The organism is Vibrio tubiashii, assembly GCF_028551255.1.
In the GTDB taxonomy this organism is placed as follows: domain Bacteria; phylum Pseudomonadota; class Gammaproteobacteria; order Enterobacterales; family Vibrionaceae; genus Vibrio; species Vibrio tubiashii_B.
This window is the reverse complement of sequence record NZ_CP117030.1, coordinates 948,963-974,256: the sequence shown is the minus strand read 5'-3', so window position 1 is coordinate 974,256 and position 25,294 is coordinate 948,963. Positions and strand designations below refer to the sequence as shown.

Genomic DNA, 25,294 nt, shown 5'->3' with positions numbered 1-25,294 from the left:
AGAGTAATGTGAAAGTAAGGAAAGCATTAAAACAAGATGCAGGTAAACTGCTTGAGCTCATTGTGCTTAAATCTGAGTTCGACCGCAGCATGAAAGGATTTGACGGGCAAATTTCAACGACCATAGAGAAAATCCAGCGTACGTTATTTGGCGAGTCCCCTTTTGCTTATGCCCTGCTATTAGAGGTTGATGAAGAAGTGTTGGGTTTTGCACTGTATCACTATCGTTATTCGTCTTTTAGCGGTGAGCCATCAGTTTGGCTTGATGACTTGCTCATCGTCGGAAGTTCTCGCTCAAAGGGATATGGCGCAGCTCTGATGCATTCTCTTAAAATCGAGGGTGAAAAGTCCTTGGCGTCTCACATCTCATGGACTGCGAGCCCATACAACACCAAAGCACATAAATTCTACGCAAGGCTTGGTGCAGAAATAGAACGAATGGAAGGTAAACGTCCATTCTTCCGCTGGGCTCTTTAGTCATTTTAGTCTCTCTTAATAATCTTTACTGTTTATATATACAGTTAACTTGTATAGTATAGAGCAGTAGTGAAAGAGAGGTTCCTAATGACATTCAAGTACGAAGAAGTAACACCTAGTGCAGCAGAATTTTGCGAACTGCGCGTCGCCGCAGGCTTGTCTGCTAAATCGCTAAAAGCCGCGCAAATAGCATTGCCAAACAGTCTATATGCGATATCAATTCGAAAAGAGGGTTCTTTAATTGCGATGGGCCGAGTCGTCGGTGATGGCGCATGTAATTTCGAGGTAGTCGATGTCGCAGTTAATCCTAACTATCAAGGGATGGGCTTAGGAAAACAAGTGATGGAATATATTGATAAGTATCTCTCTTCAGTAGCGCTTGAGGGCTCATACGTCTCAATGATAGCAGATGAGCCTGCGTTTTATGAAAAACTTGGATATAGGCTCGTGGCACCCTCTTGCCAAGGAATGACGAAAAAATTTAAGCCATGTAACTAAAGAGCAATGCATAGGTTGTGGGGAGAGACTCCCTAAATGGAAAAAGGAAACGTCATGGAATATAAGGTTGTAAAAGATTATCAAGATGCGCCGGATTCTCCTATTCAGGTAGTCGTGGGGGAAGTATTAGACTTCGTTGAAGAGTCTGACCCTAAAGGAGATTGGGCAAATTGGGTACTTTGCCGAGGTAATAACAAACAAGGTTGGGTCCCGAAGCAGATATTGGACATTGATGCGGGAGCAGTAACAGTCTTAGAGGACTATACTGCCGTTGAGCACAGCCTAAAACTTGGCGAGCGAGTGGTGAAGATTTATGAGCTCAATGGTTGGATATGGTGTCGAAAGTTAGATGCTAGTGAGCAAGTTGCTTGGGCTCCATTAAATCATCTTGTATCGATTTAGCGCATTTGCGAAACTCTCTCTATTCGAGAGGGATAAAAAGGCTCATCCAACAAAACAAAAACTTTCAGGTCTTGATCTGCTAAACTTGCGCGCTGACTTAATATCTTAGGAAAACCCAAGATGAGCCAAGAACAACCAAACAACCCGTTGCATGGATTAACCCTAGAAAAGATCCTTGTACGATTGCAAGAACACTACGGATGGGAAGGTTTGGATGAGCGAATTCAAATTAACTGTTTCTACAGTAATCCGTCGATTAAATCTTCTTTGAAGTTTTTACGCAGAACGCAATGGGCGAGAGATAAAGTTGAAGCGCTATACATCGAAACATTTTGTAAATAGCAACAAGACAAGCGTATTGATATGCGCTTGTCTTTTCACCAATTTTTGAACTCTCGCCTTGACCTCAACTAAGCTTGAGGTTTTAAGCTCTCTAATACTGTATCAACAAGGAGAGCGAACATGCAGAACAATTACATTAAACAACTCGCCATTAAATCTTATCAAGAAGACTTAGCCAAAGCGTATTACCAAACAAGAGATCAACGCTTTCACACACCAAGCTTTATTGTTGGAGTTTTTGTCTCAGTTATCTTTTGGCAAATTGGCTGACAAACAACCTATGAAACGGAAGCGCCAACTAGTAAAGCCCTTGATTTAGCCAAGAGCCAAAACCTTTGCGCTGAGTCCATGATATCGATATAAATACTTAATGATTGACGCGTTATATTTGGTATTTTCTATTGAATCTTGGGAGCACGTTGCAATATGGGGAAGTTAAGGTCTTTTACACAGCAAGATTATCCGTTATTGATTGAGTGGATAGACTCAAGTGAGCTGAATTACTTGTGGGGTGGACCCAAGTTTGAGTTCCCTTTAACTCTTGAACAAATCTCCGATCATTGCCTGTCTTCTGAAGTGCTCCCTTTTGTCTTCGAGGTCAATGGGGTAAATGCGGGTTATGTGGAGCTATTTCGAGTTTCAAAATCTCATTTTAGAATATGTCGAGTCTATATTTGCTTCGGCTTTAGAGGGCAAGGTATATCTAAGACTATGTTGACTCAACTTATTGAGTTAGCTCAAGAAAAATATAATGCATCTAAGTTAAGTTTAGTTGTGTTTGAGCAAAACCATGCCGCTAGAAATAGTTATGTATCGTTAGGGTTTCATGTTACTTCGGAACAGTCTGATGTGAGAATGTTTGAAGGTGAGTCCTGGACACTTCTCGGTATGGAGAAACTGCTATAACCAAGCCAGTATGTAACGATTCTTAGAGAAGAGTCTATTTAGAGCTTAACCACTAACATTCAGGAATTAGAATGAGTAAAACAGTTTACGTCGCGGGAAGCTTCAAAAATTTAGCCCGAATGCAGGCCATTCGCTCTCAGCTAATGCGAGAGGGTGTTGAAGTACTAATATCAGAGCCGCAACAGTCGGGCGGCATTGATGGATGCTTAGAACGAATCAAGCAGTCAGATATGATCTACATCCTTAATTTTGAAGGCTATGTAGGAAAAAGTGTGGCTCTAGATATTGGCTATGCCTTAGGGCTAGGAAAGCCTGTGTATGCACTAGAGCCGATATCTGATCCCGATGTATCTCATCTACTCACCAAAATCCTCACTCCGGAAATGATGCTTCAAGAGCTTAAGTAGAGAGGATAGGTTGTCGAGGTTTGACGCCAGGCTATCGAGTTCCTATTAGCTTATGAACTGAGAAGAATTGAAGTTTCGATAAGATGCTGGGAATGATCGATAAACTGAGGGAAGCTAGTCGTCACCAGTTTGAACTTATCATCCAAGCTATCGCATTGGCTCATTTCGGTGAAAGAAGTCACCGCACTCGTGGTATTTTCGCTGATAAAATCTTTTAAAGTGTTTAGATCGATTTTGCTAGCGATTTCAACTTTATTTATCGCCGTGTGGATCATGTCCAATGTGATTGAAGTATTGTTTGCATGCTCATCATTATTAGTTTCACTTAAGTGAATTTTTGTACAGAACATACGACAAGCGAGTTCGATTGGAATTGATTAGTATCAATTTCCAATCAAACAATTCAATATAAAACAGATTGATTAAACACAGATATTGTTAGTTGCTGAGCCATTGGTTTGGTGCTGATGTGCGCTAGTTTGTATAACAAAAAGCTACGAAAGTTCTTCAGACATGCCTTTCAAGTCACATTCGATTTCATACACCAGTTCAGATACTTTGGTCGGGCGCAAGATATATTCATCAGGTACTTGGAAGCGACAAGCCATCATGGTGTTGTACATCTCCCAATGCTTCAATAAGCAAACCTCTAAAGAATCAGTTTCATCGGCCCAAGTTTCTTTCATAAATGGCGTTAAGCTGGCGGCACCATGTGCATACATGATCATTTGCCACTTAATTTCCCATATCTTGATTTGAGCTTCTGGATGCTGCTCGTTGTACTGTTCAGCTAACTGAAAAACAAGTTGTTCAATTTCGCCAGAATTATCAATGAAGTAGTCAAAGAGCGCGTCTTCTTGTCTGACTGCATCGGCGATAAGCTGCATTGGCTGTTTGAATTCGAGCATATGTGCCAATAGTCGAACAGAAAAGTTGTATAGCTTGACGTTTGAACTGACATCCGCGGGCATATGTTGAATGATCGTTCTAATGTACTTTTCCATGTATAGGTGTAAGCCATCACTGATCGCGTACCAAATTTGCTCTTTGCTGCCGAAGTGGTGGCGGATCAAACTATGGGAGACGCCTGCTTTCTCGCTGATGTTTCTTAGTGATACACGCTCATAACCTAACTCACAGAACAGCTCAGTTGCGACACGCATTATCTCGCATTTAGTTTTTTCCGCATCTTGAGCACTTCTTCGGCCTTGCTTTCTTTCAGTCATAATTCTCGTCAATCTCGTGGAACGCTTTCTTTCTACCAGAAATTTCGCTTCATTTCATCAAAGAACACATAAACAGTATAGATCGTTTAATTATTATATTGCACGAGTGGAAAATAAATATTGATCTTGGGCATATTCTTTATATACTGCACAGGTGTGTAATAAACAAAGATGCTCAATCATGAACACATCATCAGAAAAAATAAAACAAGTAACAAAGCTCTTAGTTGTCGGAGCCATCGCAATAGCGGTTGCTGGCTGTAACAAAGCGAACTCTGAAATCAACGAACCAGTGGTGAAACCCGTAAAGCTGGTGGAAGTGCCAGACTTATCACTTAACCACTACGACACGTTTATCGCGACCATAGACGCGACAGACCGTGCAGCCTTGTCTTTCCAAGTAGCTGGTGAGATAGAAAGCGTAGAAGTACGTATGGGAACGGTAGTGAAAAAGGGACAAGTGTTAGCAAAACTAGACCCTACGGACTACCAACTGGCGTTTGACGCGCGTCTTGCCGAATACAACTTAGCCAAAACTGCCTTTGAGCGCGCAGCTCAACTGCATGACAAAAAGCTAATTAGTGTCGATACGTTTGACCAAAATGAAACTCAATTTAAGGCAGCGCAGGCAGCATTAGAGCAAGCAAAAACGGATCTCGATTACACACAAATTGTTGCGCCTTTTGATGGCGTTGTTTCCATTACCTTTAGTAAAGAGCACCAAGTTGTCGGTGCAAATCAGCCTGTTCTTAACCTTATCGACAATAGCGTTCTAGATGTTGTGCTGACGGTGCCAGTAAGCTATGCAGAGACATATGGCTTGGACCATATCGCCGATTCGAAATTTCAAGTTGTGATGGATAGTCACAAGCAAATTTCGATGCCAGCGCAATTCAAAGAGATCTCGACCCAACCAGACCCTGATACGAATAGCTACAAAGCGAGCTTGACGTTTAAGCGCCCTGAGCAGCTCAATCTTTTGCCGGGAATGACAGGGCAGGTCAAACTTCTTAACAACCGAGCGTCGGACTCCTTCAAAATTGCACAAGCAGCTTGGGTGTCAAAGCAGCAAGAACAAGGGCAGCTATATCGTTTTGATGCGAGCACTCAAACGCTATCTTTGGTTGACGTAGAGCTAGATAGCTATGGAAACATTATTAGTGGAATTAACAGTGGCGATCTGATCGTTCAAGCAGGCGTCGAAAACCTTTCACCGGGTCAGCAAGTGAAAGCATGGACGAAAGAAGGTGGTATTTAACATGCGTATCAAAACTTTTGCGCTAGCGGCAATCTCAGTCGGCTTGCTATCGGCTTGTACACCCGACTCGACACACCGTGAAGCAAATCCGTTAATGGTAGACACATTTAGCGTTGCCGCCGCATCAGAAAGCCAATATCGCAATTTCAACGGACAGGTAATGCCTGCTGAGTTAACGCCGCTCGCGTTTCGCTTAGATGGGGAAATTGCCTCTATTTTGGTTAAAGAAGGTGACAATGTCACTAAAGGCCAGACGATAGCAATGCTTGATGATGCGAAAACGAAGCAAAAACTAAACGACGCTCAAGCAAAGTATGAACTTGCTCTGAAGCAGGTAAAACGTGGTCAAGAACTGCGTACAAACAAGATGATCTCACGGGCAGAACTCGATGAGTTAACAGCAAACTTCCAACTCGCAGAAGCGAATCTAGGTTCCGCAAAAGCGGCAATGAAATACATGCGTTTGCGTGCGCCTTTTGACGGCGTGGTCTCTTCTGTTGATAAGAAGAAATTTGAGAACGTTTCTCCTGGTGAGCAAGTCATCGCCATCTATCAAGACAATAAAGTATACGTAAAGATAGAAGTGTCTGACTCGGTGTTGGCAATGCTTAACCCGGCAACTAACGCACAGGACTATAAGCCAATGGCGTCTTTTGCTGGTCACAATGGCAGTTACCCAATTGCGTATTATGAGCACACCAGTGAACTTCACCCTCAAAGCCAAACCTATGAACTGTGGTTGCGAATGGCACAAACGGAGCCACCGATTTTGCCTGGTACCAGTGCCAAGGTGTCGGTTGATTTAGTCAAAGCGGGTTTGAACACCTATAAAGCATATCAAGTACCAATGACGGCTATTGATGCTGGCAGACAAAGCCAAGACTTTTATGTTTGGAAGCTTGAACAAGGCGAAGCACATCGTTATCCAGTGACGGTTGACCAGATCACGGGCAGTGGCGCCTTGGTAGGGACTGGCATCGAAAAAGGCGACGTACTGATTAAATCGAACTTAAGAAAATTACGCGACGGTATGAAAATCAAGGGAGCTGAGCTGTGAGCATTGCTGAGTACTCGATAAAAAATAAAGTTATTAGCTGGTTGTTCCTAATCATACTGGCAATTGGCGGTTATACATCTTTCATGGATTTAGGGAGACTAGAAGACCCTGCATTCACGATCAAAGATGCGATGATTATTTCGACTTACCCTGGGGCAACGTCACAGGAAGTGGAGGAAGAGCTAACCTATCCATTGGAGAAAGAGATCCGCAAGCTTCCTTACATCGATAAGATCACATCTACATCTTCTAACGGCATGTCTCAAATCATGGTAAGTATGGAGATGGAATACGGCCCGGACGAGTTACCGCAGATATGGGATGAAATGCGTCGTAAAATCAACGATCTAAGGCCGAATCTTCCTAGTGGCGTAAATTCGGTACAAATCATTGATGATTTTGGTGATGTATACGGCATCATGATCATGCTGACGGGGGATGGCTATGATTACATTGAGCTTAAGCGTTACGCTGACTATCTAAGCCGAGAGTTAGAACTTGTCGATGGGGTTGGTAAAGTAGCCATAGCCGGAGATCAACAAGAGCAGCTATTTGTTGAAGTCTCACTTGAACGTTTGGCAGCGCTTAATCTGGACATGAATACCGTTGTCGGCCTCTTGAGCCAGCAGAACAGTGTTCAATCAGCGGGTGAAGTGATGGTTAATGGTCAGACATTAACGATCCGACCAAACGGAACCATGAGTTCAGAGCAGGAGTTAGAAGAGCTCATCATTCACGGTCGTGATACCGGCAATTTGATTCGCCTTAAAGACGTTGCAACGATTAGTCGTGGCATCCAAGAAAAGCCTTCAAACGTTGTGACATTTAACGGTAAGCCTGCCATTAACCTTGCGATCTCCTTTGGTGCGGGCGTCAACGTCGTCGAGGTAGGTAAAGCCTTAGAAACCGAGCTAGATGCATTAGAAAATATCCGTCCTGCGGGTGTTGAGATTAACTACTTTTACAATCAGTCTGCTGAAGTGGAAAAGTCAGTTGATGACTTCATTGTTAGCTTAGGCCAAGCGGTTGCGATCGTTATCATTGTCTTGTTATTTGCGATGGGGTTACGTAGCGGCATCATCATTGGTGCGGTTCTACTGCTCACTGTAATGGGCACCTTTATCCTAATGAAACAAAATGATGTCGAGCTTCATCGTATTTCATTGGGCGCACTCATCATCGCATTAGGTATGCTAGTTGATAATGCGATTGTTGTTGTAGAGGGCATCTTAGTTGGTCTGAAACGCGGTAAAACGAAGGTTCAGGCTGCGGTAGATATTGTTAAACAAACGCAGTGGCCTTTGCTTGGTGCAACCGTCATTGCTATAACCGCGTTCGCACCTATTGGCCTTTCAGAAGATGCGACGGGCGAATTCATGGGCTCACTATTCTGGGTGCTATGCTATTCACTGTTTTTAAGCTGGATTACAGCACTGACTTTGACGCCATTCTTAGCCGATCTACTGCTCAAAGAAGAGGAGAAGGGTGACGCAACAGAAGAGGTCGATCCTTACAAAGGCATCCTGTTTACCGTTTTTGGCGCTAGCTTAAAATTCGCACTTCGTTTCCGTTGGTTAACCGTAGTAAGTATGGTGGGTTTGCTAGTGGTCGCGGTGGCAGGCTTCGGTATGGTCAAGCAACAGTTCTTCCCACCATCAAACACGCCGATGTTCTATGTCGACATGTGGATGCCAGAAGGGACGGATATTCGCGAGACGATTGAAGAAACCAAGAAAGTTGAGAAGTACATTCGCGAGCAAGAAAATGTTGAGTTTGTATCTACAACAACAGGTCAAGGTTTACAACGTTTTGCGTTAACTTACCAACCGGAGAAGAGTTACGAGGCGTATACTCAGCTACAAGTTCGTACGCATGATCGTGAAACCATGTTTGAGCTATTGGAAGAGTTAGATAAAAACCTTTCAGTGACATTCAATCAACCGACTTTCCAGTTTAAGTTAATGGAATTCGGTCCTTCACCGGCTTCTAAGATTGAAGCTAGGATTACAGGTCCAGATCCTCAAGTGCTACGAGACATCGCGCTACAAGTCGAAGATGTGCTTTTGCAAGATCCCGGCGCTCGAAATGTTCGACACGACTGGCGTGAACGTACGAAAGAATTGGTACCTCAGTTTAATGAATCAAAAGCACGTCGTTTAGGTATCTCTAAAGAGGACTTATCCAATACGCTACAAATGGCCTTTGGCGGCACACCGATTGGTTTGCTTCGTGACGGTACACACATGCTACCAATCATCGCTCGCTTACCTGAGCAAGAGCGTGTGGACTTTGAGTCATTAGCAAACGTCAAGATATGGAGCCCGACTCTACAAAGCTATATCCCAGTAGAGCAAGTTATTGATGGGGTTGCGCTTGATTGGCAAGAGCCACTTATTCAACGTCGAGACAGAAAACGTACGTTGACAGTATTGGCTGACCACGATGTCTTGGGTCATGAAACACCAGCAAGTTTGTTTAGTCGAGTGCGACCTCAAGTAGAAGCATTGGCGCTTCCAGAAGGCTACTCAATTAGCTGGGGTGGTGAATATGAGTCGTCTAAAGACGCTCAAGAGGCGCTGTTCGGTTCATTGCCGATGGGCTACCTATTGATGTTCATTATTACCATGCTGCTATTTAATTCGTTTAGAAAGCCGTTGGTTATTTGGTTCACCGTTCCGCTATCAATCATAGGTGTGTCTATTGGTTTACTTGCGACAGATATGCCGTTTAGCTTCACTGCCTTCTTAGGTCTACTGAGCTTAAGTGGCATGATCCTTAAAAATGGCATTGTATTACTCGACCAAATCAACATTGAACTCAGCTCTGGTAAAGAACCATATCAAGCCGTGTTTGATAGTGCGATTTCACGTGTACGTCCTGTAAGTATGGCAGCATTGACCACTATTTTGGGTATGATACCTCTAGTATTTGATGCATTTTTTGGCTCTATGGCGATAACTATCATGGCCGGTTTAGGCTTTGCTACTGTATTAACGTTGATCGTTGTACCTGTTTTGTTCGCCATCTTCTATCGAATCAAACAATCCACTGCCGGATAATTCATGGACTGAATAACGATTCGCTATTAAGCCAGCCCGGATTATTATCCGGGCTTTTTTGTGCGTTTTTTAAAGCTGTTATTATTGTAATTGTCATTTAATTTCATGCTAAAGGAAGTTGTTTGATTGATACTAAAGTATAATTAAATTATCTATATGAAATATCATTCCATTCAGTGATTTAAATGATTTGATTGATATTATTATTATTTTAAATGCCGTTTTAATTAACCAAAAGTCAATGTCGGTTAGTAACAATATTGTCATATTATCGAACAGATAATGACCGCCAATAGTAATCATTCAATGAGTGATGAAGATTGATGAAACGGGTGAAAATTAGGTTAATGTGAGTAAAAAGAAGGGCTTATAGTTTATTGATTTACCTATCCATAGTGATAATACTTTTTAAAACAACCGCTTAGCTTTGATTAACATATATATAACATTACATTCTATATGAGACATCGTTCAACTTTATGCACTTAAATTCGAAAAGTATTTGAACTGTAATAAATACCGATTAGTTTTGATAATTAAAAGACACAAGAAAAGTCTTATAAATTTTATTAATGACGTTGGTTGGTGCTTAATGGCAAGCACCAATAAAAGAAGATCGTTTGGTTATTTATTGCTGTTAAGAATGGAGTCTCTTAATGAAGAAAATCGCTTTGATCACTGGATCTAAAGGCGGAATTGGTTCTGCTATTACTACTCAACTGGTGAACGATGGTTACCGTGTCATCGCCACTCATTTCACGGGTAAAAAGCAATGTGCTCAAGAATGGTTTAACGAAAAAGGTTTCACTGAAGATCAAGTACGCTTGTTCGAACTTGATGTAACTGATACTGAGCAATGTGCAGAGCGTTTAGCGAGCCTGCTGGTGGAAGAAGGTACGGTTGATGTCGTTATCAACAATGCTGGAATCACGCGAGATGGCACGTTTAAAAAGATGACAGCTACCGCATGGAAAGACGTTATCGAAACGAACCTAAATAGTGTGTTCAATGTTACTCAGCCGCTGTTCTCTGCCATGTGTGAGAAGGGCAATGGTCGAGTTATCAATATCTCTTCAGTTAACGGTATCAAAGGTCAATTCGGACAAACAAATTACTCGGCTGCTAAAGCGGGCATGATTGGTTTCTCCAAAGCGCTTGCAGCGGAAGGTGCACGCTCTGGTGTGACAGTCAATGTTGTTGCTCCTGGCTACACAGGTACACCAATGGTAGAAGAGATGAAACCAGAAGTACTTGAGTCCATCAAAGCTCAGATTCCAATGCGTCGCTTAGCGACTCCAGAGGAAGTGGCTAAATCCGTTTCTTTCTTAGCAAGTGAAGCTGGCGCCTACATTACAGGGGAAACACTCTCTGTAAATGGCGGCTTACACATGCATTAAGGAGAACGGGTCATGGAAAAAGTATTTATTGTTGGTGCTAAACGTACCCCGATCGGCGCTTTTGGCGGTTCGCTGAAAGATATTTCAGCAGGTAATTTGGCTTCAATTGCTATCAAAGCTGCCGTCACTGAAAGTGGCGTGAATGTTGATTCTATCGATGAAGTGATAGTGGGCAATGTAGTTGGGGCTGGTCAAGGTATGGGCGTTGGCCGCCAAGCGGCAATTTACGCTGGTATACCAAACGAAGTTCCGGCGTATTCGCTGAATATGGTGTGTGGTAGCGGAATGAAAACCGTTATGGATGCAGTCAGCCATATCCGCTCTGGTGACGCTCAAGTGGTTGTTGCCGCGGGCGTCGAAGTGATGTCTCAGATTCCATTCACTGTACCTTCAGGTATTCGTGACGGCCATAAAATGGGCAATATGAACCTGACAGACTTGCTGATTAATGACGGCTTAACCGACGTTTACAACCAATACCATATGGGTGTAACGGCGGAAAATGTCGCAAAACAAGTTGGTCTCTCTCGCGAGCAGCAAGATGAATATGCTTTAGCGAGTCAGTTAAAAGCGGTTTCGGCAATTGAAGCTGGAAAGTTCAGAGATGAGATTGTTGCCGTCGATGTGAAAAAACGTCGTGAAACGGTTGTCTTTGATACGGATGAACATCCAAAGCCAGAAGCAACATTAAGCGGATTAGCGAAACTTCGCCCAGCTTTTGACCGTGAAGGTACTGTGACAGCGGGTAATGCGTCAGGCATTAACGACGGTGCGAGTGCAATTATCGTTGCGAGTGAGTCGGCGGTTAAACAGCATGGATTAACTCCAATTGCTGAAATCGTCAGCTACGCTCAGTCGGGCTTAGCGCCGGAAATCATGGGGCTTGGTCCTGTTGAGGCGGTCACTAAAGCGTTAGCAAAAGCTGAGCTTAAAACCGACGATATTGATGTCTATGAGTTGAATGAGGCATTTGCTGCGCAGGCTCTTGGCGTAATTCATCAGTTAGCAGACAAACATCAGGTGTCTGTTTCATCCATTCTCGATAAAGCAAACCCAAATGGTGGGGCAATAGCGTTAGGCCATCCACTTGGCGCATCGGGTAACCGCATTCTTGTTTCATTAATCCATGAATTAAATCGTGGGCAAGGTCAATATGGTGTCGCTTCACTGTGTGTAGGTGGCGGTATGGGCACTGCAGTTGTAATCAAATCAATTAACTAACCCAATTAAACGGACTTAACTTAGGAGTGATACTCATGTACACAGATTTCTTCAAAACATTTACAGATCAAACTGAAAAAGGCCTAGAACCATACGTAAAGTTCAACAAGCTTGTGACGAAGAACGTCGAAGTGCTTACTGAGCTTCAACTAAATGCTATCCGCACTTACAGCGAAATGGGTCTAACGCAAATGAAAGCGGCAAGTGAAGTGAAAGACGTCACGTCATTAACTGCGTTCAATAGCCAGCAGCTAAATGTGCTGACTAAGCTATCTCAACAGATGATGGACGACAGCAACAAGCTGCAATCTATCGCGAAAGAGTTCAAAGATGATGTTGAGCAAATGACATCGGAAAATCTTAAGACAGTGACTCCAGCATAACACTGACTTCTCTGCCGCCGAAAGGCGGCATTTTTCCGATCTTAGGAGTAGCAATATGTTACAACACTTCTTTTCGGACTACCTTGTTAAGCTCCAAGAAACCAATCAAAAATGGTGGGAAGATCTAGAACTCAGCAGGGCAGCCGCGAACTCTCCCCTCAATAAAGCAATGCAAGAGGTTAACTTAGAAGATACAACCAAGCTCTTCGAAAGTGCCGCAAATCAACCCGCTGCATTGCTAAAAATTCAAGCAGACTGGTGGCAGCAGCAGTTACAAATTTGGCAAAACGTTGCACTAACTGCCAATACAGAAGAAATTGTTAAAGCAGAAAAAGGTGATAAACGCTTTGCACACGAAGAGTGGCAAAACGACATCTTCTTCAACTTCATCAAGCAGTCTTATCTTCTATTTAGTAAAACCTACCTAGAGACGATAGAAAGCATCGAGGGTCTGGATGAGAAAAGCAAAGAACGTATCAGCTTCTTCTCCCGTCAGGCGATCAATGCTATGTCTCCAAGTAACTATATCGCCACTAACCCAGAGCTGCTTAAGCTAACGTTAGAGCAAAATGGCGAAAACCTACTCGCTGGTTTAGAGCAGCTGAAAGAAGACGTAGAGTCGAGTGCCGATATCCTTAAGATTCGAATGACCAACAACAACGCATTTAGAATCGGAGAGGATATTGCCAACACGCAAGGTGACGTTGTCTTCCAAAATGAGCTGTTTGAGTTGATTCAATACCGTCCAATGACGGAAAAAGTTAACGCAACACCTCTATTGATCGTGCCTCCGTTTATCAACAAATACTATATTCTTGATTTACGTGAGAAAAACTCAATGGTTCGCTGGCTACTTGAGCAGGGACACGCCGTATTTATGATGTCATGGCGTAACCCTGGCAAAGAGCAGCGTAACGTTGAATTTGGTGACTATGTCACTGATGGCGTCGCAAAAGCTGTATCGGCGATTGAAGACATCACAGGGCAAGATCAAATCAACGCAGCGGGTTACTGCATTGGTGGTACAGTGCTGGCGTCTACGATTGCCTACTACGCGGCGAAGAGAATGAAAAAGCGCATTAAGAGTGCCTCCTTCTTCACTACGCTATTAGATTTTTCTCAGCCTGGAGAAGTTGGCGCGTATATCAACGACACAATCATTAATGCAATTGAAGCTCAGAATAGTGCCAAAGGATATATGGATGGCCGCTCTCTAAGTGTGACCTTCAGTCTTCTGCGTGAAAATAGCCTCTATTGGAACTACTACGTTGATAACTATCTAAAAGGTAACAGTCCAGTCGATTTCGATCTGCTGTATTGGAACAGTGATAGTACCAACGTAGCTGCAGACACTCACAACTTCATGTTACGTGAACTCTACTTAAACAATAAGTTGGTAGAAGACAAGGGCGTGAAAATAGGTGGAGTTTGGATCGACCTGAATAAGATCAAAGTACCGAGTTACTTTATCTCAACCAAGGAAGATCATATCGCACTGTGGCAAGGAACCTATCGTGGCGCACTTAACGTCGGTGGCAACAAGACATTCGTGCTTGGTGAATCTGGTCATATCGCAGGGATCGTCAATCATCCTGCAAAAGGCAAGTATGGTTTCTGGACCAATGATTCTTTGGATGACAATGCCGATGAATGGTTAGCAAACGCAGAGCATACTGAAGGCTCGTGGTGGACACATTGGGATCAATGGTTGCTTGGCTTTAATCCTGATGAGCAAGTTGAACCGTTCAAAGTAGGTAGTGAACAGTTCCCTGTCTTGGGTCCTGCGCCTGGCAATTACGTCAAGCAGGTCTTGCCAATCAAAGAAACAAACTAGACAGTCTCTAATAAGCGAAAGCCCTTAGCTATCCAAAGCTAGGGGCTTTTTTGTTTGTAATACTTTTCGTTATCTGTTTAATTAAATCAATCATACCAATCGCATTACTTAGATGTTCGGCAAGAATGAGCAGATAATTAGTGTGATTGGTATTAAGTCAGTCGAGGGGAAAGGAATGAAAACAATTGGCATAATTGGCGGTATGAGTTGGGAGTCAACCGCGACTTACTACCAGCAATTAAACGAAGGTGTTAAACGTGCTAAAGGTGGGCTGCATTCAGCGAAGATCATTTTAAACAGTGTCGATTTTGCCGAGGTAGAGGCGTTACAACGAAGCGGAGACTGGCAAGCCAACGCAAGCATTCTTTGCCAAGCCGCGCAATCTATTGAAAAGGCAGGGGCTGATTTCATTCTCATCGCGACTAACACCATGCATAAAGTGGCCGAGCAAGTTGAAGAGTCTGTATCAATCCCTTTGCTTCATATCGCCGATGCGACAGGCGTTGAGCTACAGAAGCGCGGCATCACTAAAGTAGGTCTACTTGGCACTGCATTTACGATGGAGCAAGCATTTTACAAGCAAAGACTGACAGATAAGTTTGGCATCGAGGTCGTTGTTCCTAATGGCGTACAGAGGAAGCTTGTTCACGACATCATTTATAACGAGCTTTGCTTAGGAGAGATCAATAGGCGATCGAAAGATGATTATCTCACTATTATTGATGACCTAGCCGCATCGGGAGCACAAGGGGTGATCTTAGGCTGCACTGAGATTGGATTACTTGTAGAGCAAAGCGATACTGAGGTTGCTTTGTTTGACACTGTCGCAATTCACGTTAATGCAGCAGTCGAAGAGGCGCTGAAATGAACCGGAACGTTTGGCTGTTGTCATTATGCCAAGCTCTGCTGATGACCGGAAACATTCTGCTGATCTCAGTGATTGGGCTAGTTGGCAAAACGTTAGCGCCTAGTTCTAGCTTAATTACCTTACCCGTTGCATTACAGTTTCTAGGTCTAATGAGTGCGACCATTCCCGCCTCTCTCATCATGGGGAAACTGGGGAGGAAGAAAGGATTCAGTATAGGTAATCTGGTCGGCATTACAGGTGCTTCGATAGCGACTTACGCATTGTCGCAGCAAAACTTTTCAATGTTTTGTGTTGGAACATTTTTATTGGGGATTGGTATCGGGTTCGGGACCTTGTATCGTTTTGCGGCAATCGAAGTCTGTGACGAGAGTGCAAGACACAGGGCGATTTCTATTTCGATGGCAGGTGGCGTGTTGGCTGCTATGCTAGGGCCAAACCTAGCAGTCTATTCGCAGCAGTGGTCTACTGATGGACTCTACGTTGGTGCGTTCATGTCCCTAATCGTCCTTAATATTATTGCGCTTTGTTTACTGCAAACTATTCGTTTTCCTGCGCCGATTGAGCGGCATCAGCAGGTTGTGTCTGAACCGCTTAGCGAGATTATGAAAGCGCCGAACTTTATGATCTCAGTGTTGGCAGCGATGGTTGCGTATGCGGTGATGAACATTTTGATGACGGCGACACCTCTTGCCATGATAGGTTGTGGTTTTGATTTTAACAAAGCGGCGGGGGTGATTGAGTGGCATGTGCTGGGGATGTTTGTCCCTGCCTTTTTCACCGGTAACCTGATAGAGCGATTTGGCGCAAGAGCAATGATTCTTGCAGGTGGTTTACTGTTTGTTTTGTGTATTGCCATCAATATTCACGGGCAATCAATATGGCACTTTAGCTTGGCCTTGATTCTTTTAGGTGTGGGTTGGAACTTTATGTTCATTGCAGCAACCGGGTTATTCAGTCAATCATACAAGCCCCAGAACAAATCGAAAGCGCAAGCCTTCAACGAGTTCTTTGTGTTCAGCTGTGTAACCGTAACCGCTTTAATGTCTGGCTGGTTAGAGTCAACGGTTGGGTGGCAAACGATGAATGTATACGTATTACCTTTTGTCCTCGCGGTCATTGCTATCTTTGGCCTCAACACCTATCGAGCTAATAAGGCAATCGCGTAAATAAATAGGCTTAAAAACAAAGGCAGAGAAACTAATCTCTACCTTTTTTATTAGAATGGAAACTTGTTTAGTTCTTGTGTAATGATGTTGTCTGCGATGTATTTATGCGCAGCCGTCGTCGGGTGAGTCACGCCCCAAAAAACATATTTATCCGAACCGTGATAAGCACAATCGTTAGTGAAGCTATGGCTGTATAAATAATCGAGAGCCGAGCTGCGATTGATATTTAAACAAGCATCCTTGGCATTAGCGAAACCATGTTCTTCAGGTTTATTAGTCATTGCGTTGAATAAGGTGTTTGCATCGTAGAGCACCACATTCATGCCTTTATTTTTGTATAAATCTGCCTGTTCTTTGATAAAAGCATTAAATGCCACGATTTTTGCACGAACTTTGTCAATTTCTTGCTGCGTCGAGTACTTGAATTGTGGCGCTTTGGTGGCGTCTGGCAATGTCAGCAGGATTAGGTGTTGCGCTCCCGCATCGCGAAGCCTAATAAGAGCGCTGCTTAGATCGGCTTTGACATCAGAGACTTCGCGGTCGTAATTCATGAAGTCATTTAAACCAAACTCAAGCGTAAATAAGGTGTTTTTAGGGTCATAATTCTTGGCCATCTTCATGTAAGTTAGGTATGAAGTGACCTGATCATAAATGCCGGTTAATGCCACGTATTGATTTGTACCCGCAGCGCCACCGACAGCCCAGTTATACAGAGGAACATCTTTAGCTTCAGCTAAATACTCTGTCCATACAAAACCATTTGAGAAGTGTCCTAAGTACCAAGAGTTTGCGTTGGGGAATACCCACTGCGATCCATTAAATAGATTACCAGTGTCAGAAAGGCTATCACCAAACGCGACTAAGCGATTTATCTTACTGTTCGATGTTGTGTCATTTGTCCATATAGAATGGTTGTAAGAAAAGCGGTTGTCCGACGCGTAGTAAAGCATGTCTGCAGTATCATGGTTTACATTGAGTGTTTCTTGGCAGCGTTGTTTAATTTCAGATTGAGGAGTATTGGTGTAGAACATGTTTTTAAATGACACTGACGACCACCAATACCCGTGTACTTTTAGGTAGTCGCCATTTTCATTTAAAGCCCACTCCCATGTTGTTGCTGGGTCGTCATGAGTTTGAGCAGGGCGGTACCAGCATCTAACGTAAGTGTATGTTTGATTGCTTTGAACGGACGCAGCGTATGCCGCTGTGACGGCTTCTGGTGTTGTAGGTTGCTCCGCGGAAAACGCGGGAACAGCAAGCAATGAACTAGCCAATAAAAGTGCATTCTTCATAAAACGTTCTCATAATTGTGGATTAATAGAGTATTAACTCCTCTGACCTGTATCTCATATGAGAATGTGTTGAGTCAAAGAATTGGTTTTATGAATGTTTATAAAGGTGAACTAAGATCAAATTATTTATTATTAAGAATTCACTAAATTATATGTGTTACTTTTATTAGTTCTAATTTAGAAAGTGCAATTTAAGTGATGTTTAAATTAACAAAAGCTAATCTATTTAATTGATATTTTGAAAGTATCAGATTGAAAAATAAACAACAATAGCTCAAGAGTATTTAAATATGTCAATGTGACGTTTTGCCCGTTAATAATAATTATGGCTTTATTGCGAACTGTTAAAGGGAGTAAAAATAGTTGCGAAATCAATGGTTTTTTCGCATTTCATTCCATTAAATAACAGGAAAATAACGTGAATAATAAGATTTTTACAACATCGTTGGTTGCTAGCTCAATTATTGTTTCTATGATGCAATCTAATGTATATGCAGCAGTAGATATTTTGGATATAAAACTACAAGGGCAGAGTTGTGAGGTTGGCTTTAGACCTATTACCTCTGAAGAAGTCATGCCAATTAAATCGGATTTGGTTGGGCAAATGGGCCCTTGGCAAATTACAAATATTGCTAATGGCTATGTCTTGATGGGGTCAGGGTACAATGGAACTATCAAGCAAGACAGGTTAGCAGGTACAACATGGTGTACTTATAATACACCACCAGACCACAGTATCCCGGATTACGCCGCGCTTGTATTGCCTGAAAATGATGAAGCTCATACAGAATGGTATCTAGTCAATAAGAAAGAATTTTACCAACCGCTCGCTCTGCTGGCCCATTATCTTGGCTTTGGTTGGGCAGGTGGTACAGGCAGTAAATACGTCGGCGATGATATGATCACGTCCACTGATGGATTAGGAAATTACGATATTGATGCGGATAATTCAGGCTCTTGTGAAGGCTACCGATGCAACGAACGTTTAAAAATGGATATATCTGGTTTTGAGTATGACATTGATCCGGAAACGTTCAATGCTGGTCAAATTACTCAATCAGATAAAGAACTGATCGGTCGTCGTTCAGAGGTTGTGACCAATGAGTCTGACCTAGAACAACAATATCGAGTGACGTTTAAATACGAGAAATCGACAAATTGGTCCAAAACAGACACTTATGGCTTAAGTCAAAAAGTCTCAACCAAGAACAAGTTTAAGTGGCCTCTTGTGGGTGAAACTGAGTTGTCGATTGAAATTGGCGCCAATCAAAGCTGGGCGACGACCAACGGCGACTCGGAGTCTAAAGGGATCTCCAATACGATTGTTGTTAACGTTGCGCCAAATACTAAGCAAGAAGTTTTTATGGAGGTTTTCCGCTCTTCAATCAGTTACCCGTACACGTTTAACGCTGAGTTAAGCTATGAACTGGCATTAACGGGTTTTATGCGTTGGTCTGGAAATGCTCTGAGTCACCATCCTGATGATCGTCCAACCTATACTGCTAACTGGGTCATTGGCCGTAACGGAGGCAACGATAAAAGCCTCAAGTACCAATATGAGCATCGCAATATTCCGGCAACTTCCAATGAATGGGATTGGCCTTGGTTGCTAAGAGAGTATGGCGCAGACAATGTGAAAAGTTTACTTGGTCAGGTTCTCAGACCAGTACAGACGCAAATTACCGGCGAGTTTTTTGCTGATGCGTCTTTTGGTTCTGATGTGAGATTTGGTAAGACGATTCCTCTAGGAAGTAGAACGAAGCGTTCTGCAGAGTATTCGTTAACAGATGAAGAGTTGGAGCAATATGGTATTAAAAACTTCAGTGTAGAAGTTGTCCCTGTTCCTAAGCTCTAATAAAAAAGCGCGGCTGGTAACAGCCGCGCTAATTGAGTTCCATCTTTACGTGTAGGAGAATATCACCCTAATTAAAATTCAAGGCGATAAACGGTAGTCGTGCCACTAACCTCATTGCCCACAGCGAGTAAATGCTGACCATTACGAGTGAAGTAATGAATTGACTCTGGTCCTAAATCACCAGCCTCAGGGTTGTAGCTTCCATTAACACAATCACCGTCATCAACCTCAGTACAGACAGGTTTTGAAAAATCACGGTTGTTCTTGTAATGAAGAAACATCGGTGAATGTGGGTTGGTCACGTCATAAACCATGATTCCGCCTTGGCGTTCCAAACCGATAAACGCAATTTGACGTCCATTGATCTCTGCTACTTCAATGGCTTCAGGCTCGACACCTTTATCATCACTTCGGCTATCGGCACTGCTATTGCTGTCGTTACTACTATTTAAATGCTCAGGCTGAGTGGCATAGACGATATCGGCAAACTGATCGCCACTGTCAAACACAAGCTGACCATTTTCATCCCAGATAGAAAAAGAGCGAGTACCAAAAGATTGTATGTGCGAATCATCACTCAGCTGACCCTCTGGTTTAATCACTTTTAATCTGCCGAGCTGTTTTTTGTCTTTCAGTGCAGATGATAATGGGTGCGATGACGGCACTTTCAGCTTAGCACCTCTGACTTCATCAGAGTAGGCGATACAAAAGTCCACCTCGGAGCCATATTTGTCGCTGCCGGAGTAGTCATCTCCGTCCCATTTATAACCCTGGTTCTCACAAGTTTTCTGAGTCGTTTTAAAACCGTATTCCCGTCCATCTCCCTCGTTGGCGCTGATCACGTAAGTATTACCATCAACCTGATAGCTGTCTATCGAGTCAGGCATATACAACCCGGTAAGCATTGGATAGGATTGAAAATTTCCTATGACTTTATCTTTGTTAGACGCATCGAGCTTATTGTCTGCCCAATGTTTTTCACCTAGACCTTTGATTCGCTCGATTCGTTTGGTGCTGAGATCAATTTTGGCAAGTGCGTTGTTTTCTTGTAGAGCCACGTACAGATAACCATCATCAGAAAAGCTTAGGTATTCTGGTTCAAGATCTTGCGCGACGCTAGCATTAGGGGCGGATACTCTGACGTCACTATCAAGTTCATGATGACGAGATTGACCTTGATTGAAGTCTCTAAAGCCTATCTGGAACGATTTAGCTTCACCAATCCCTTGGCTTAAATCTATAAGCGTGATGCTGCCTTCTGGGTCAATCGTATAATCGGAGTTTGGCTCACCTTCATTAGCGGTCGCGATGTATTGGCCGTCTTTTGAAAAAGCAACCATATCGGGTAGTGCGCCCGTTTCAAATGTGGTGATGAGCTCTAGACTGTCTGCTCGATACAAAGCCACAAGACCATTTTCTTGTTTAACTGCGTTTTCTATCGCGACCGCAAGTAACCCTTCATAGGCCGCCACGCTATTCGCAGCGCCAATGCGAATGTTGGCGTGAGAAGCGGCGACATTCAAATCAAGTTCAGTCTTTAGAGAAGGCTGGTTGTTTCCATTGAGTGAAAGCACGTCCACACGTTTAGACTGAGCATTAACGACAAACAGTTGATCTGTACAAGTATCAAAGGTGACGATCTCAGCGGCCGACGAATCAAACGGGCTGTTAGATACATAAGACCCAACAAGGGTTAAGCCAGACAAAGAACCTTCAGAACGTTCGATAGATTGCGTAGGCGAGCATTGAACAGAAACATCGTTGGGTTGTTGAGTTGCACAACCGCTGACAATAATTGCGCTGATAGCGAGTGAAGTTGTTGGTAGAGAGCGAGTTAACAAAATATATCCTCCATGAAAAAGTTAGAGAATTCTATGAAGGATATATTTAGTTAGGATGTTGATTTGATGACAGTCTGATAACAGTTATCGGCTTAAAGTTGGGTTGTTAAAAAAGTGGGAGCGATAACGTTTCGGTTGCGAATTTAAAACTGTGAAGAGATCAGCTCTATCAGTTCAGACTCGGTTTCTGGCATTCTTTCTAATTCAACCGCACATGAAGCGCCACCTTTGAGCATGTAAGCACTTGTTGTGCAGTGGTCGTGATGAAACCATTTGCCGTTAATGCAAACGTCAGTATAGCAGCGAGGGTCTTTTTTTAATTCCATTTGATACTTCCTTGTTAATTCTCCGTTAACACAATAACAACATAACCTTACTAAAATTATGGTAAAATGATCTGGATCAATTTTAGTCTACGACTAGACCAAGGTAGTAGTGATCTCGCCTGCAGCAAAAACAAAAGGGGAGCGAAGCTCCCCAAATTTGAATTAATTAGATGTCTGCAAGTTATGGCTAGGCTTGAGCAAATTTGTAAGTGCGGTAACCACCAATGAGATTTCGCGCTTTGTATCCATTATTCACCAATTGGCGGTAAGCAACGTTGCCACGTAACCCAACTTGGCAATAAATGACGATTTCTTTGTCTTTCGGTAGCTCAGTCATACGTTGACGTAGTTGATCGACAGGAATGTTAATTGCGCCTTCGATAAACCCGACATTCTCTAATTCTGCAGGATTGCGAACATCAAGTAGCACTTGGTTATCGCAAAGCGAATCTATTTGATCAAAATGTATTGGGGTCGAGTCACCTTGGATGATGTTTGTGGCAACAAATGCAGCTTGGTTAATCACATCTTTGGCACTGCCGTAAGGTGGCGCATAAGTCAGTTCAAGGTGTTGAAGCTGTTCTACTGTCATGCCTGCTCGCTGTGCAACCGCCATAACATCAATACGTTTATCAACGCCATCTTTACCGATGGCTTGCGCACCAAAGATCTTGCCCGTTTTAGGATCGAACAACATCTTGAACGTTACAATTTCAGCGCCAGGGTAGTAGCTCGCATGGCTTGCTGTGTGAACGTAGACTTTTTCGTAGTCAATGCCTTCACGCTTAAGTTGCTTTTCGTTTTTACCCGTAGATGCCACTGCGAGATCAAAGATCTTACAGATAGCAGTGCCTTGGGTACCTTGATAGGTTTCTTGGCGTCCTAGCATGTTGTCTGCGGCCATACGACCTTGGCGGTTGGCTGGGCCTGCAAGCGGTACTAAAGTTTGTGAACCAGTGACAAAGTCTTTCTCTTCGACTGCGTCACCAACCGCGTAAATACTCGGATCGCTAGTTTGCATCATCTCATTGGTGTAGATACCACCAAGCTCACCAATTTGAAGTCCTGCTTCCTGAGCTAGCTTGGTTTCCGGGCGTACACCAATTGCCATGATCAAAATATCTGTGGTTAAGGTTTCACCATTGTTTAGTGTTAGGTTTAGCTCGCCTTCGATGTGCTGATGTGCCGAATCTTCCCCTGACTCAAGTGAGGCGATATGTTCGTTCGCAACGTACTCAACCGCTTCAAGGGCAACCCCTAGTTTCAAGTCGATGCCTTTTTGCCTAATTTCAGCATGGGCAAAGCCTGCCATTTCGCGATCGACAGGCGTCATCACTTGGTCGGCCATTTCGATTAAGGTGGTTTTGATTCCTAACTGATGAAAAGCTTCCATCATTTCAAGACCAATAAAGCCTCCGCCAACCACGGTTGCATGTTCAGGCTTGTTCATTTGGATGGTATGAATGATGCGATCCATATCAGGAATGTTACGCAGCGAATAAGTGAGTGGGTTATCGATCCCCGGAATTGGTGGAACGACAGGGCCTGCGCCCGGGCTAAGCAATAAAAAGTCGTAGCTTTCTGTATATTCGCTGTTATCGATTAGATTTCGTACAGTAACTGTTTTACTGCTGCGCTCAATAGAGACCACTTCATTCATTACACGCACGTCGACATTAAAGCGCGCTAAGAAGCTTTCGGGAGTTTGTAGAAGTAACTTGCTTCGCTCTTGGATGTCTCCCCCAATATGGTAAGGAAGGCCACAATTTGCGAACGAAACGAATGGACCACGTTCAAACATGATAATTTCGGCATCTTCACTCAAACGGCGTGCACGAGCAGCAGCGGACGCGCCACCAGCTACACCACCAACAATTAAAATCTTAGTCATATCAACCTCTGTTACTTAAACCCGAGCTTCTTTAGTACAACAACCGCAGGGCAGAATCCTGTGAACGCACTCTGAATCAAATTTGCTCCGACGAAAAGTGTCAACCAAACAAAGTTTGAACTGACTGTCATTGTCAGGCCGACTGATAAAATGACCATTCCACCAGCAAGGACTCGAATTGCATTTTCTAATGTCATAACAAAGTATCCGTTTCATACATGCGTTGTTGGGATTTACTATAGAGTTATAAATTAGCAATGTCTAATGTTAATTTGTCTAAATATTAAAAAACTAAATTAGCATTGACTAAATTAAGTTTATAAGTATCATCTAATATAGTTTAGATACTTGGGTGATTGTATGAACGTTGAAATTTCTGATTTAAAAGAGATGCAGAGCAATGCAGTAGAAGCCTCCGAATTACTCAAAGTGATGGCTCATCCGGAAAGACTGATGGTGTTGTGTCAATTGACTCAGGGAGAGGTAGGAGTTGGGGAGCTACAATCGAGTTCTTCTCTTAGCCAGTCTGCTTTTTCCCAGCATCTAACTGTGTTGAGAAAACACAATTTAATCAAAGCGCGTAAAGAGTCTCAGCAGGTTTTCTACTCATTGTCTGATCCACGAGTTGAGACCCTAATTCAAACGTTGCATTACGTATTTTGTGGTAAGTAGTTTTAAGGTGATTGAAGACATGAATATTCCTTGGGATTCTCTAGTTGGGGGAATGTTACTCGGTACTTCTTCGGCAATGCTGCTGTTGATAAACGGCAAGATCGCTGGGATTAGTGGCGTAATCAATGGCTTAGTTAGCCCCAAAGAGGGCGATTATTGGTGGAGATTGCTCTTCGCTATAGGCTTGATTGCTGGTGGAGTGCTCACTGTTTTGTTCACTGGGATTGATGCGCCAGATACAAGCAATACCCCAATGATGGGGATTGTATTAGCTGGTCTGCTTGTTGGAGCAGGAACTCGTCTTGCCAATGGTTGTACAAGTGGACACGGGATATGTGGCATCGGCCGATTGTCGAAACGCTCAATCATCGCCACTTCTATTTTTATGTGTGTAGCCGCTATCACGGTTTACGTGCGACTTCATATACTTGGGTAAGTGACAGATGAAATCGACTGTATTACGTTTAGCTCCGTTATTTAGCGGACTATTGTTTGGTGTAGGAATGACGATGTCAGGTATGATCCAACCACAGAAAGTGGTCGGTTTCCTTGATGTAATGGGTGAATGGGACGCGAGTCTTGCTTTTGTCATGGGTGGGGCTTTGTTAGTGTTTATGCCTTTTTATTGGCTACACATCAAGAAAACCTCAAAGGCGATGGATGGTTCGCTTCTTTCAATCCCAACTCAAACTAACCTTGACGTCAGACTGGTTATTGGCGCAGCCCTGTTCGGATTAGGTTGGGGGATAGCCGGTATTTGCCCTGGACCTGCGGTGACAAGTTTGGCGCTTGGTAATAGTGATATATTGTTATTTTTCAGCTCGATGCTTCTAGGTTCGCTATTCATTAAGGCGTTAGATTCATCAACTGAAAAGTCCGTCTCACCGATTAAAGTGAATTAGTGCGTTAGGAGAACA

General features: G+C 43.2%; 27 protein-coding genes. 20 read left to right on the top strand and 7 right to left on the bottom strand.

Annotated elements, in window-relative coordinates:
* The first annotated feature begins 8 nt into the window (after positions 1 to 8).
* The 7 genes from LYZ37_RS19830 to LYZ37_RS19800 all read left to right on the top strand — a co-directional run bounded on the left by LYZ37_RS19830 (position 9) and on the right by LYZ37_RS19800 (position 3,031).
* A complete protein-coding gene (locus tag LYZ37_RS19830; protein ID WP_272787283.1) occupies positions 9 to 476 on the top strand; it encodes a GNAT family N-acetyltransferase in 468 nt (155 codons plus the stop codon).
* 87 nt (positions 477 to 563) lie between these two features.
* Positions 564 to 974 carry a GNAT family N-acetyltransferase gene (locus tag LYZ37_RS19825; RefSeq protein ID WP_272787282.1) on the top strand — a complete coding sequence of 137 codons (411 nt, stop codon included), beginning with the start codon at positions 564 to 566 and terminating at the stop codon, positions 972 to 974.
* Positions 975 to 1,028: 54 nt separating this feature from the next.
* Complete coding sequence (locus tag LYZ37_RS19820) at positions 1,029 to 1,376, top strand: SH3 domain-containing protein (protein ID WP_272787281.1); 348 nt, start codon at positions 1,029 to 1,031, stop codon at positions 1,374 to 1,376.
* Between the two features lie 120 nt (positions 1,377 to 1,496).
* Positions 1,497 to 1,718 (top strand): VF530 family DNA-binding protein, encoded by a 222-nt coding sequence (locus tag LYZ37_RS19815; protein ID WP_004743799.1) that lies wholly within the window; start codon positions 1,497 to 1,499, stop codon positions 1,716 to 1,718.
* 120 nt (positions 1,719 to 1,838) lie between these two features.
* Positions 1,839 to 1,988, top strand: a complete 150-nt coding sequence (locus LYZ37_RS19810; RefSeq protein ID WP_171323346.1) for a hypothetical protein — start codon at positions 1,839 to 1,841, stop codon at positions 1,986 to 1,988.
* Between the two features lie 156 nt (positions 1,989 to 2,144).
* Positions 2,145 to 2,624 (top strand): GNAT family N-acetyltransferase, encoded by a 480-nt coding sequence (locus LYZ37_RS19805; RefSeq protein ID WP_272787280.1) that lies wholly within the window; start codon positions 2,145 to 2,147, stop codon positions 2,622 to 2,624.
* A 71-nt stretch (positions 2,625 to 2,695) separates the two neighbouring features.
* The gene (locus tag LYZ37_RS19800) at positions 2,696 to 3,031 is read left to right on the top strand and encodes a nucleotide pyrophosphohydrolase (RefSeq protein WP_272787279.1); all 336 of its coding nucleotides are present in this window, start codon (positions 2,696 to 2,698) and stop codon (positions 3,029 to 3,031) included.
* A gap of 50 nt (positions 3,032 to 3,081) precedes the next feature.
* Here LYZ37_RS19800 and LYZ37_RS19795 read toward each other — a convergent pair whose 3' ends face one another.
* Both LYZ37_RS19795 and LYZ37_RS19790 read right to left on the bottom strand, forming a co-directional pair.
* The gene (locus LYZ37_RS19795; protein ID WP_272787278.1) at positions 3,082 to 3,381 is read right to left on the bottom strand and encodes a hypothetical protein; all 300 of its coding nucleotides are present in this window, start codon (positions 3,379 to 3,381) and stop codon (positions 3,082 to 3,084) included.
* 144 nt (positions 3,382 to 3,525) lie between these two features.
* The gene (locus tag LYZ37_RS19790; RefSeq protein WP_171382901.1) at positions 3,526 to 4,257 is read right to left on the bottom strand and encodes a TetR/AcrR family transcriptional regulator; all 732 of its coding nucleotides are present in this window, start codon (positions 4,255 to 4,257) and stop codon (positions 3,526 to 3,528) included.
* A gap of 181 nt (positions 4,258 to 4,438) precedes the next feature.
* Between LYZ37_RS19790 and LYZ37_RS19785 the strand changes: the two genes are divergently transcribed.
* From LYZ37_RS19785 to LYZ37_RS19745, 9 genes are all read left to right on the top strand, one after another.
* A complete protein-coding gene (locus tag LYZ37_RS19785) occupies positions 4,439 to 5,515 on the top strand; it encodes an efflux RND transporter periplasmic adaptor subunit (RefSeq protein ID WP_272787277.1) in 1,077 nt (358 codons plus the stop codon).
* Between the two features lies 1 nt (position 5,516).
* Positions 5,517 to 6,572, top strand: a complete 1,056-nt coding sequence (locus LYZ37_RS19780; RefSeq protein ID WP_272787276.1) for an efflux RND transporter periplasmic adaptor subunit — start codon at positions 5,517 to 5,519, stop codon at positions 6,570 to 6,572.
* Entirely contained in the window at positions 6,569 to 9,631 is a 3,063-nt protein-coding gene (locus LYZ37_RS19775; RefSeq protein WP_272787275.1) for an efflux RND transporter permease subunit, read from the top strand. Before LYZ37_RS19780 ends, LYZ37_RS19775 begins: the two co-directional genes overlap by 4 nt.
* Before the next feature lie 656 nt (positions 9,632 to 10,287).
* On the top strand, positions 10,288 to 11,028 hold the full coding sequence (locus tag LYZ37_RS19770) for an SDR family oxidoreductase (RefSeq protein WP_272787274.1): 741 nt from the start codon (positions 10,288 to 10,290) through the stop codon (positions 11,026 to 11,028).
* Between the two features lie 12 nt (positions 11,029 to 11,040).
* Positions 11,041 to 12,249 carry an acetyl-CoA C-acetyltransferase gene (locus LYZ37_RS19765; RefSeq protein ID WP_272787273.1) on the top strand — a complete coding sequence of 403 codons (1,209 nt, stop codon included), beginning with the start codon at positions 11,041 to 11,043 and terminating at the stop codon, positions 12,247 to 12,249.
* 35 nt (positions 12,250 to 12,284) lie between these two features.
* A complete protein-coding gene (locus LYZ37_RS19760) occupies positions 12,285 to 12,632 on the top strand; it encodes a phasin family protein (RefSeq protein WP_004743779.1) in 348 nt (115 codons plus the stop codon).
* Positions 12,633 to 12,687: 55 nt separating this feature from the next.
* The gene (phaC, locus tag LYZ37_RS19755; RefSeq protein WP_272787272.1) at positions 12,688 to 14,466 is read left to right on the top strand and encodes a class I poly(R)-hydroxyalkanoic acid synthase; all 1,779 of its coding nucleotides are present in this window, start codon (positions 12,688 to 12,690) and stop codon (positions 14,464 to 14,466) included.
* Positions 14,467 to 14,641: 175 nt separating this feature from the next.
* A complete protein-coding gene (locus tag LYZ37_RS19750) occupies positions 14,642 to 15,334 on the top strand; it encodes an aspartate/glutamate racemase family protein (RefSeq protein ID WP_272787271.1) in 693 nt (230 codons plus the stop codon).
* On the top strand, positions 15,331 to 16,500 hold the full coding sequence (locus LYZ37_RS19745) for an MFS transporter (protein ID WP_272787270.1): 1,170 nt from the start codon (positions 15,331 to 15,333) through the stop codon (positions 16,498 to 16,500). The genes LYZ37_RS19750 and LYZ37_RS19745 overlap by 4 nt, the downstream gene beginning before the upstream one ends.
* 50 nt (positions 16,501 to 16,550) lie before the next feature.
* Here LYZ37_RS19745 and LYZ37_RS19740 read toward each other — a convergent pair whose 3' ends face one another.
* The gene (locus LYZ37_RS19740) at positions 16,551 to 17,792 is read right to left on the bottom strand and encodes an SGNH/GDSL hydrolase family protein (RefSeq protein ID WP_272787269.1); all 1,242 of its coding nucleotides are present in this window, start codon (positions 17,790 to 17,792) and stop codon (positions 16,551 to 16,553) included.
* Positions 17,793 to 18,210: 418 nt separating this feature from the next.
* Here LYZ37_RS19740 and LYZ37_RS19735 point away from each other — a divergent pair, with 418 nt between their 5' ends.
* Positions 18,211 to 19,647, top strand: coding sequence for an aerolysin family beta-barrel pore-forming toxin (locus LYZ37_RS19735; RefSeq protein WP_272787268.1), 1,437 nt, complete (start codon positions 18,211 to 18,213; stop codon positions 19,645 to 19,647).
* A gap of 71 nt (positions 19,648 to 19,718) precedes the next feature.
* On the opposite strand, the gene LYZ37_RS19730 is transcribed toward LYZ37_RS19735, so the two are convergent.
* The 4 genes from LYZ37_RS19730 to LYZ37_RS19715 form a co-directional block, all read right to left on the bottom strand.
* On the bottom strand, positions 19,719 to 21,488 hold the full coding sequence (locus LYZ37_RS19730) for a choice-of-anchor I family protein (RefSeq protein ID WP_272787267.1): 1,770 nt from the start codon (positions 21,486 to 21,488) through the stop codon (positions 19,719 to 19,721).
* Between the two features lie 143 nt (positions 21,489 to 21,631).
* Complete coding sequence (locus tag LYZ37_RS19725) at positions 21,632 to 21,814, bottom strand: hypothetical protein (RefSeq protein WP_069669565.1); 183 nt, start codon at positions 21,812 to 21,814, stop codon at positions 21,632 to 21,634.
* A 187-nt stretch (positions 21,815 to 22,001) separates the two neighbouring features.
* A complete protein-coding gene (locus tag LYZ37_RS19720; RefSeq protein ID WP_272787266.1) occupies positions 22,002 to 23,705 on the bottom strand; it encodes an FAD-dependent oxidoreductase in 1,704 nt (567 codons plus the stop codon).
* A gap of 11 nt (positions 23,706 to 23,716) precedes the next feature.
* A complete protein-coding gene (locus LYZ37_RS19715; protein WP_004743759.1) occupies positions 23,717 to 23,902 on the bottom strand; it encodes a YgaP family membrane protein in 186 nt (61 codons plus the stop codon).
* 163 nt (positions 23,903 to 24,065) lie between these two features.
* Between LYZ37_RS19715 and LYZ37_RS19710 the strand changes: the two genes are divergently transcribed.
* Genes LYZ37_RS19710 through LYZ37_RS19700 form a run of 3 tightly spaced genes read left to right on the top strand, consistent with a single transcriptional unit; the run spans position 24,066 to position 25,279 of the window.
* Positions 24,066 to 24,377, top strand: a complete 312-nt coding sequence (locus LYZ37_RS19710) for an ArsR/SmtB family transcription factor (protein WP_272787265.1) — start codon at positions 24,066 to 24,068, stop codon at positions 24,375 to 24,377.
* A 19-nt stretch (positions 24,378 to 24,396) separates the two neighbouring features.
* Positions 24,397 to 24,813, top strand: coding sequence for a YeeE/YedE family protein (locus tag LYZ37_RS19705; RefSeq protein WP_272787264.1), 417 nt, complete (start codon positions 24,397 to 24,399; stop codon positions 24,811 to 24,813).
* Positions 24,814 to 24,820: 7 nt separating this feature from the next.
* Positions 24,821 to 25,279, top strand: coding sequence for a DUF6691 family protein (locus LYZ37_RS19700; RefSeq protein WP_272787263.1), 459 nt, complete (start codon positions 24,821 to 24,823; stop codon positions 25,277 to 25,279).
* Positions 25,280 to 25,294 lie beyond the last annotated feature (15 nt).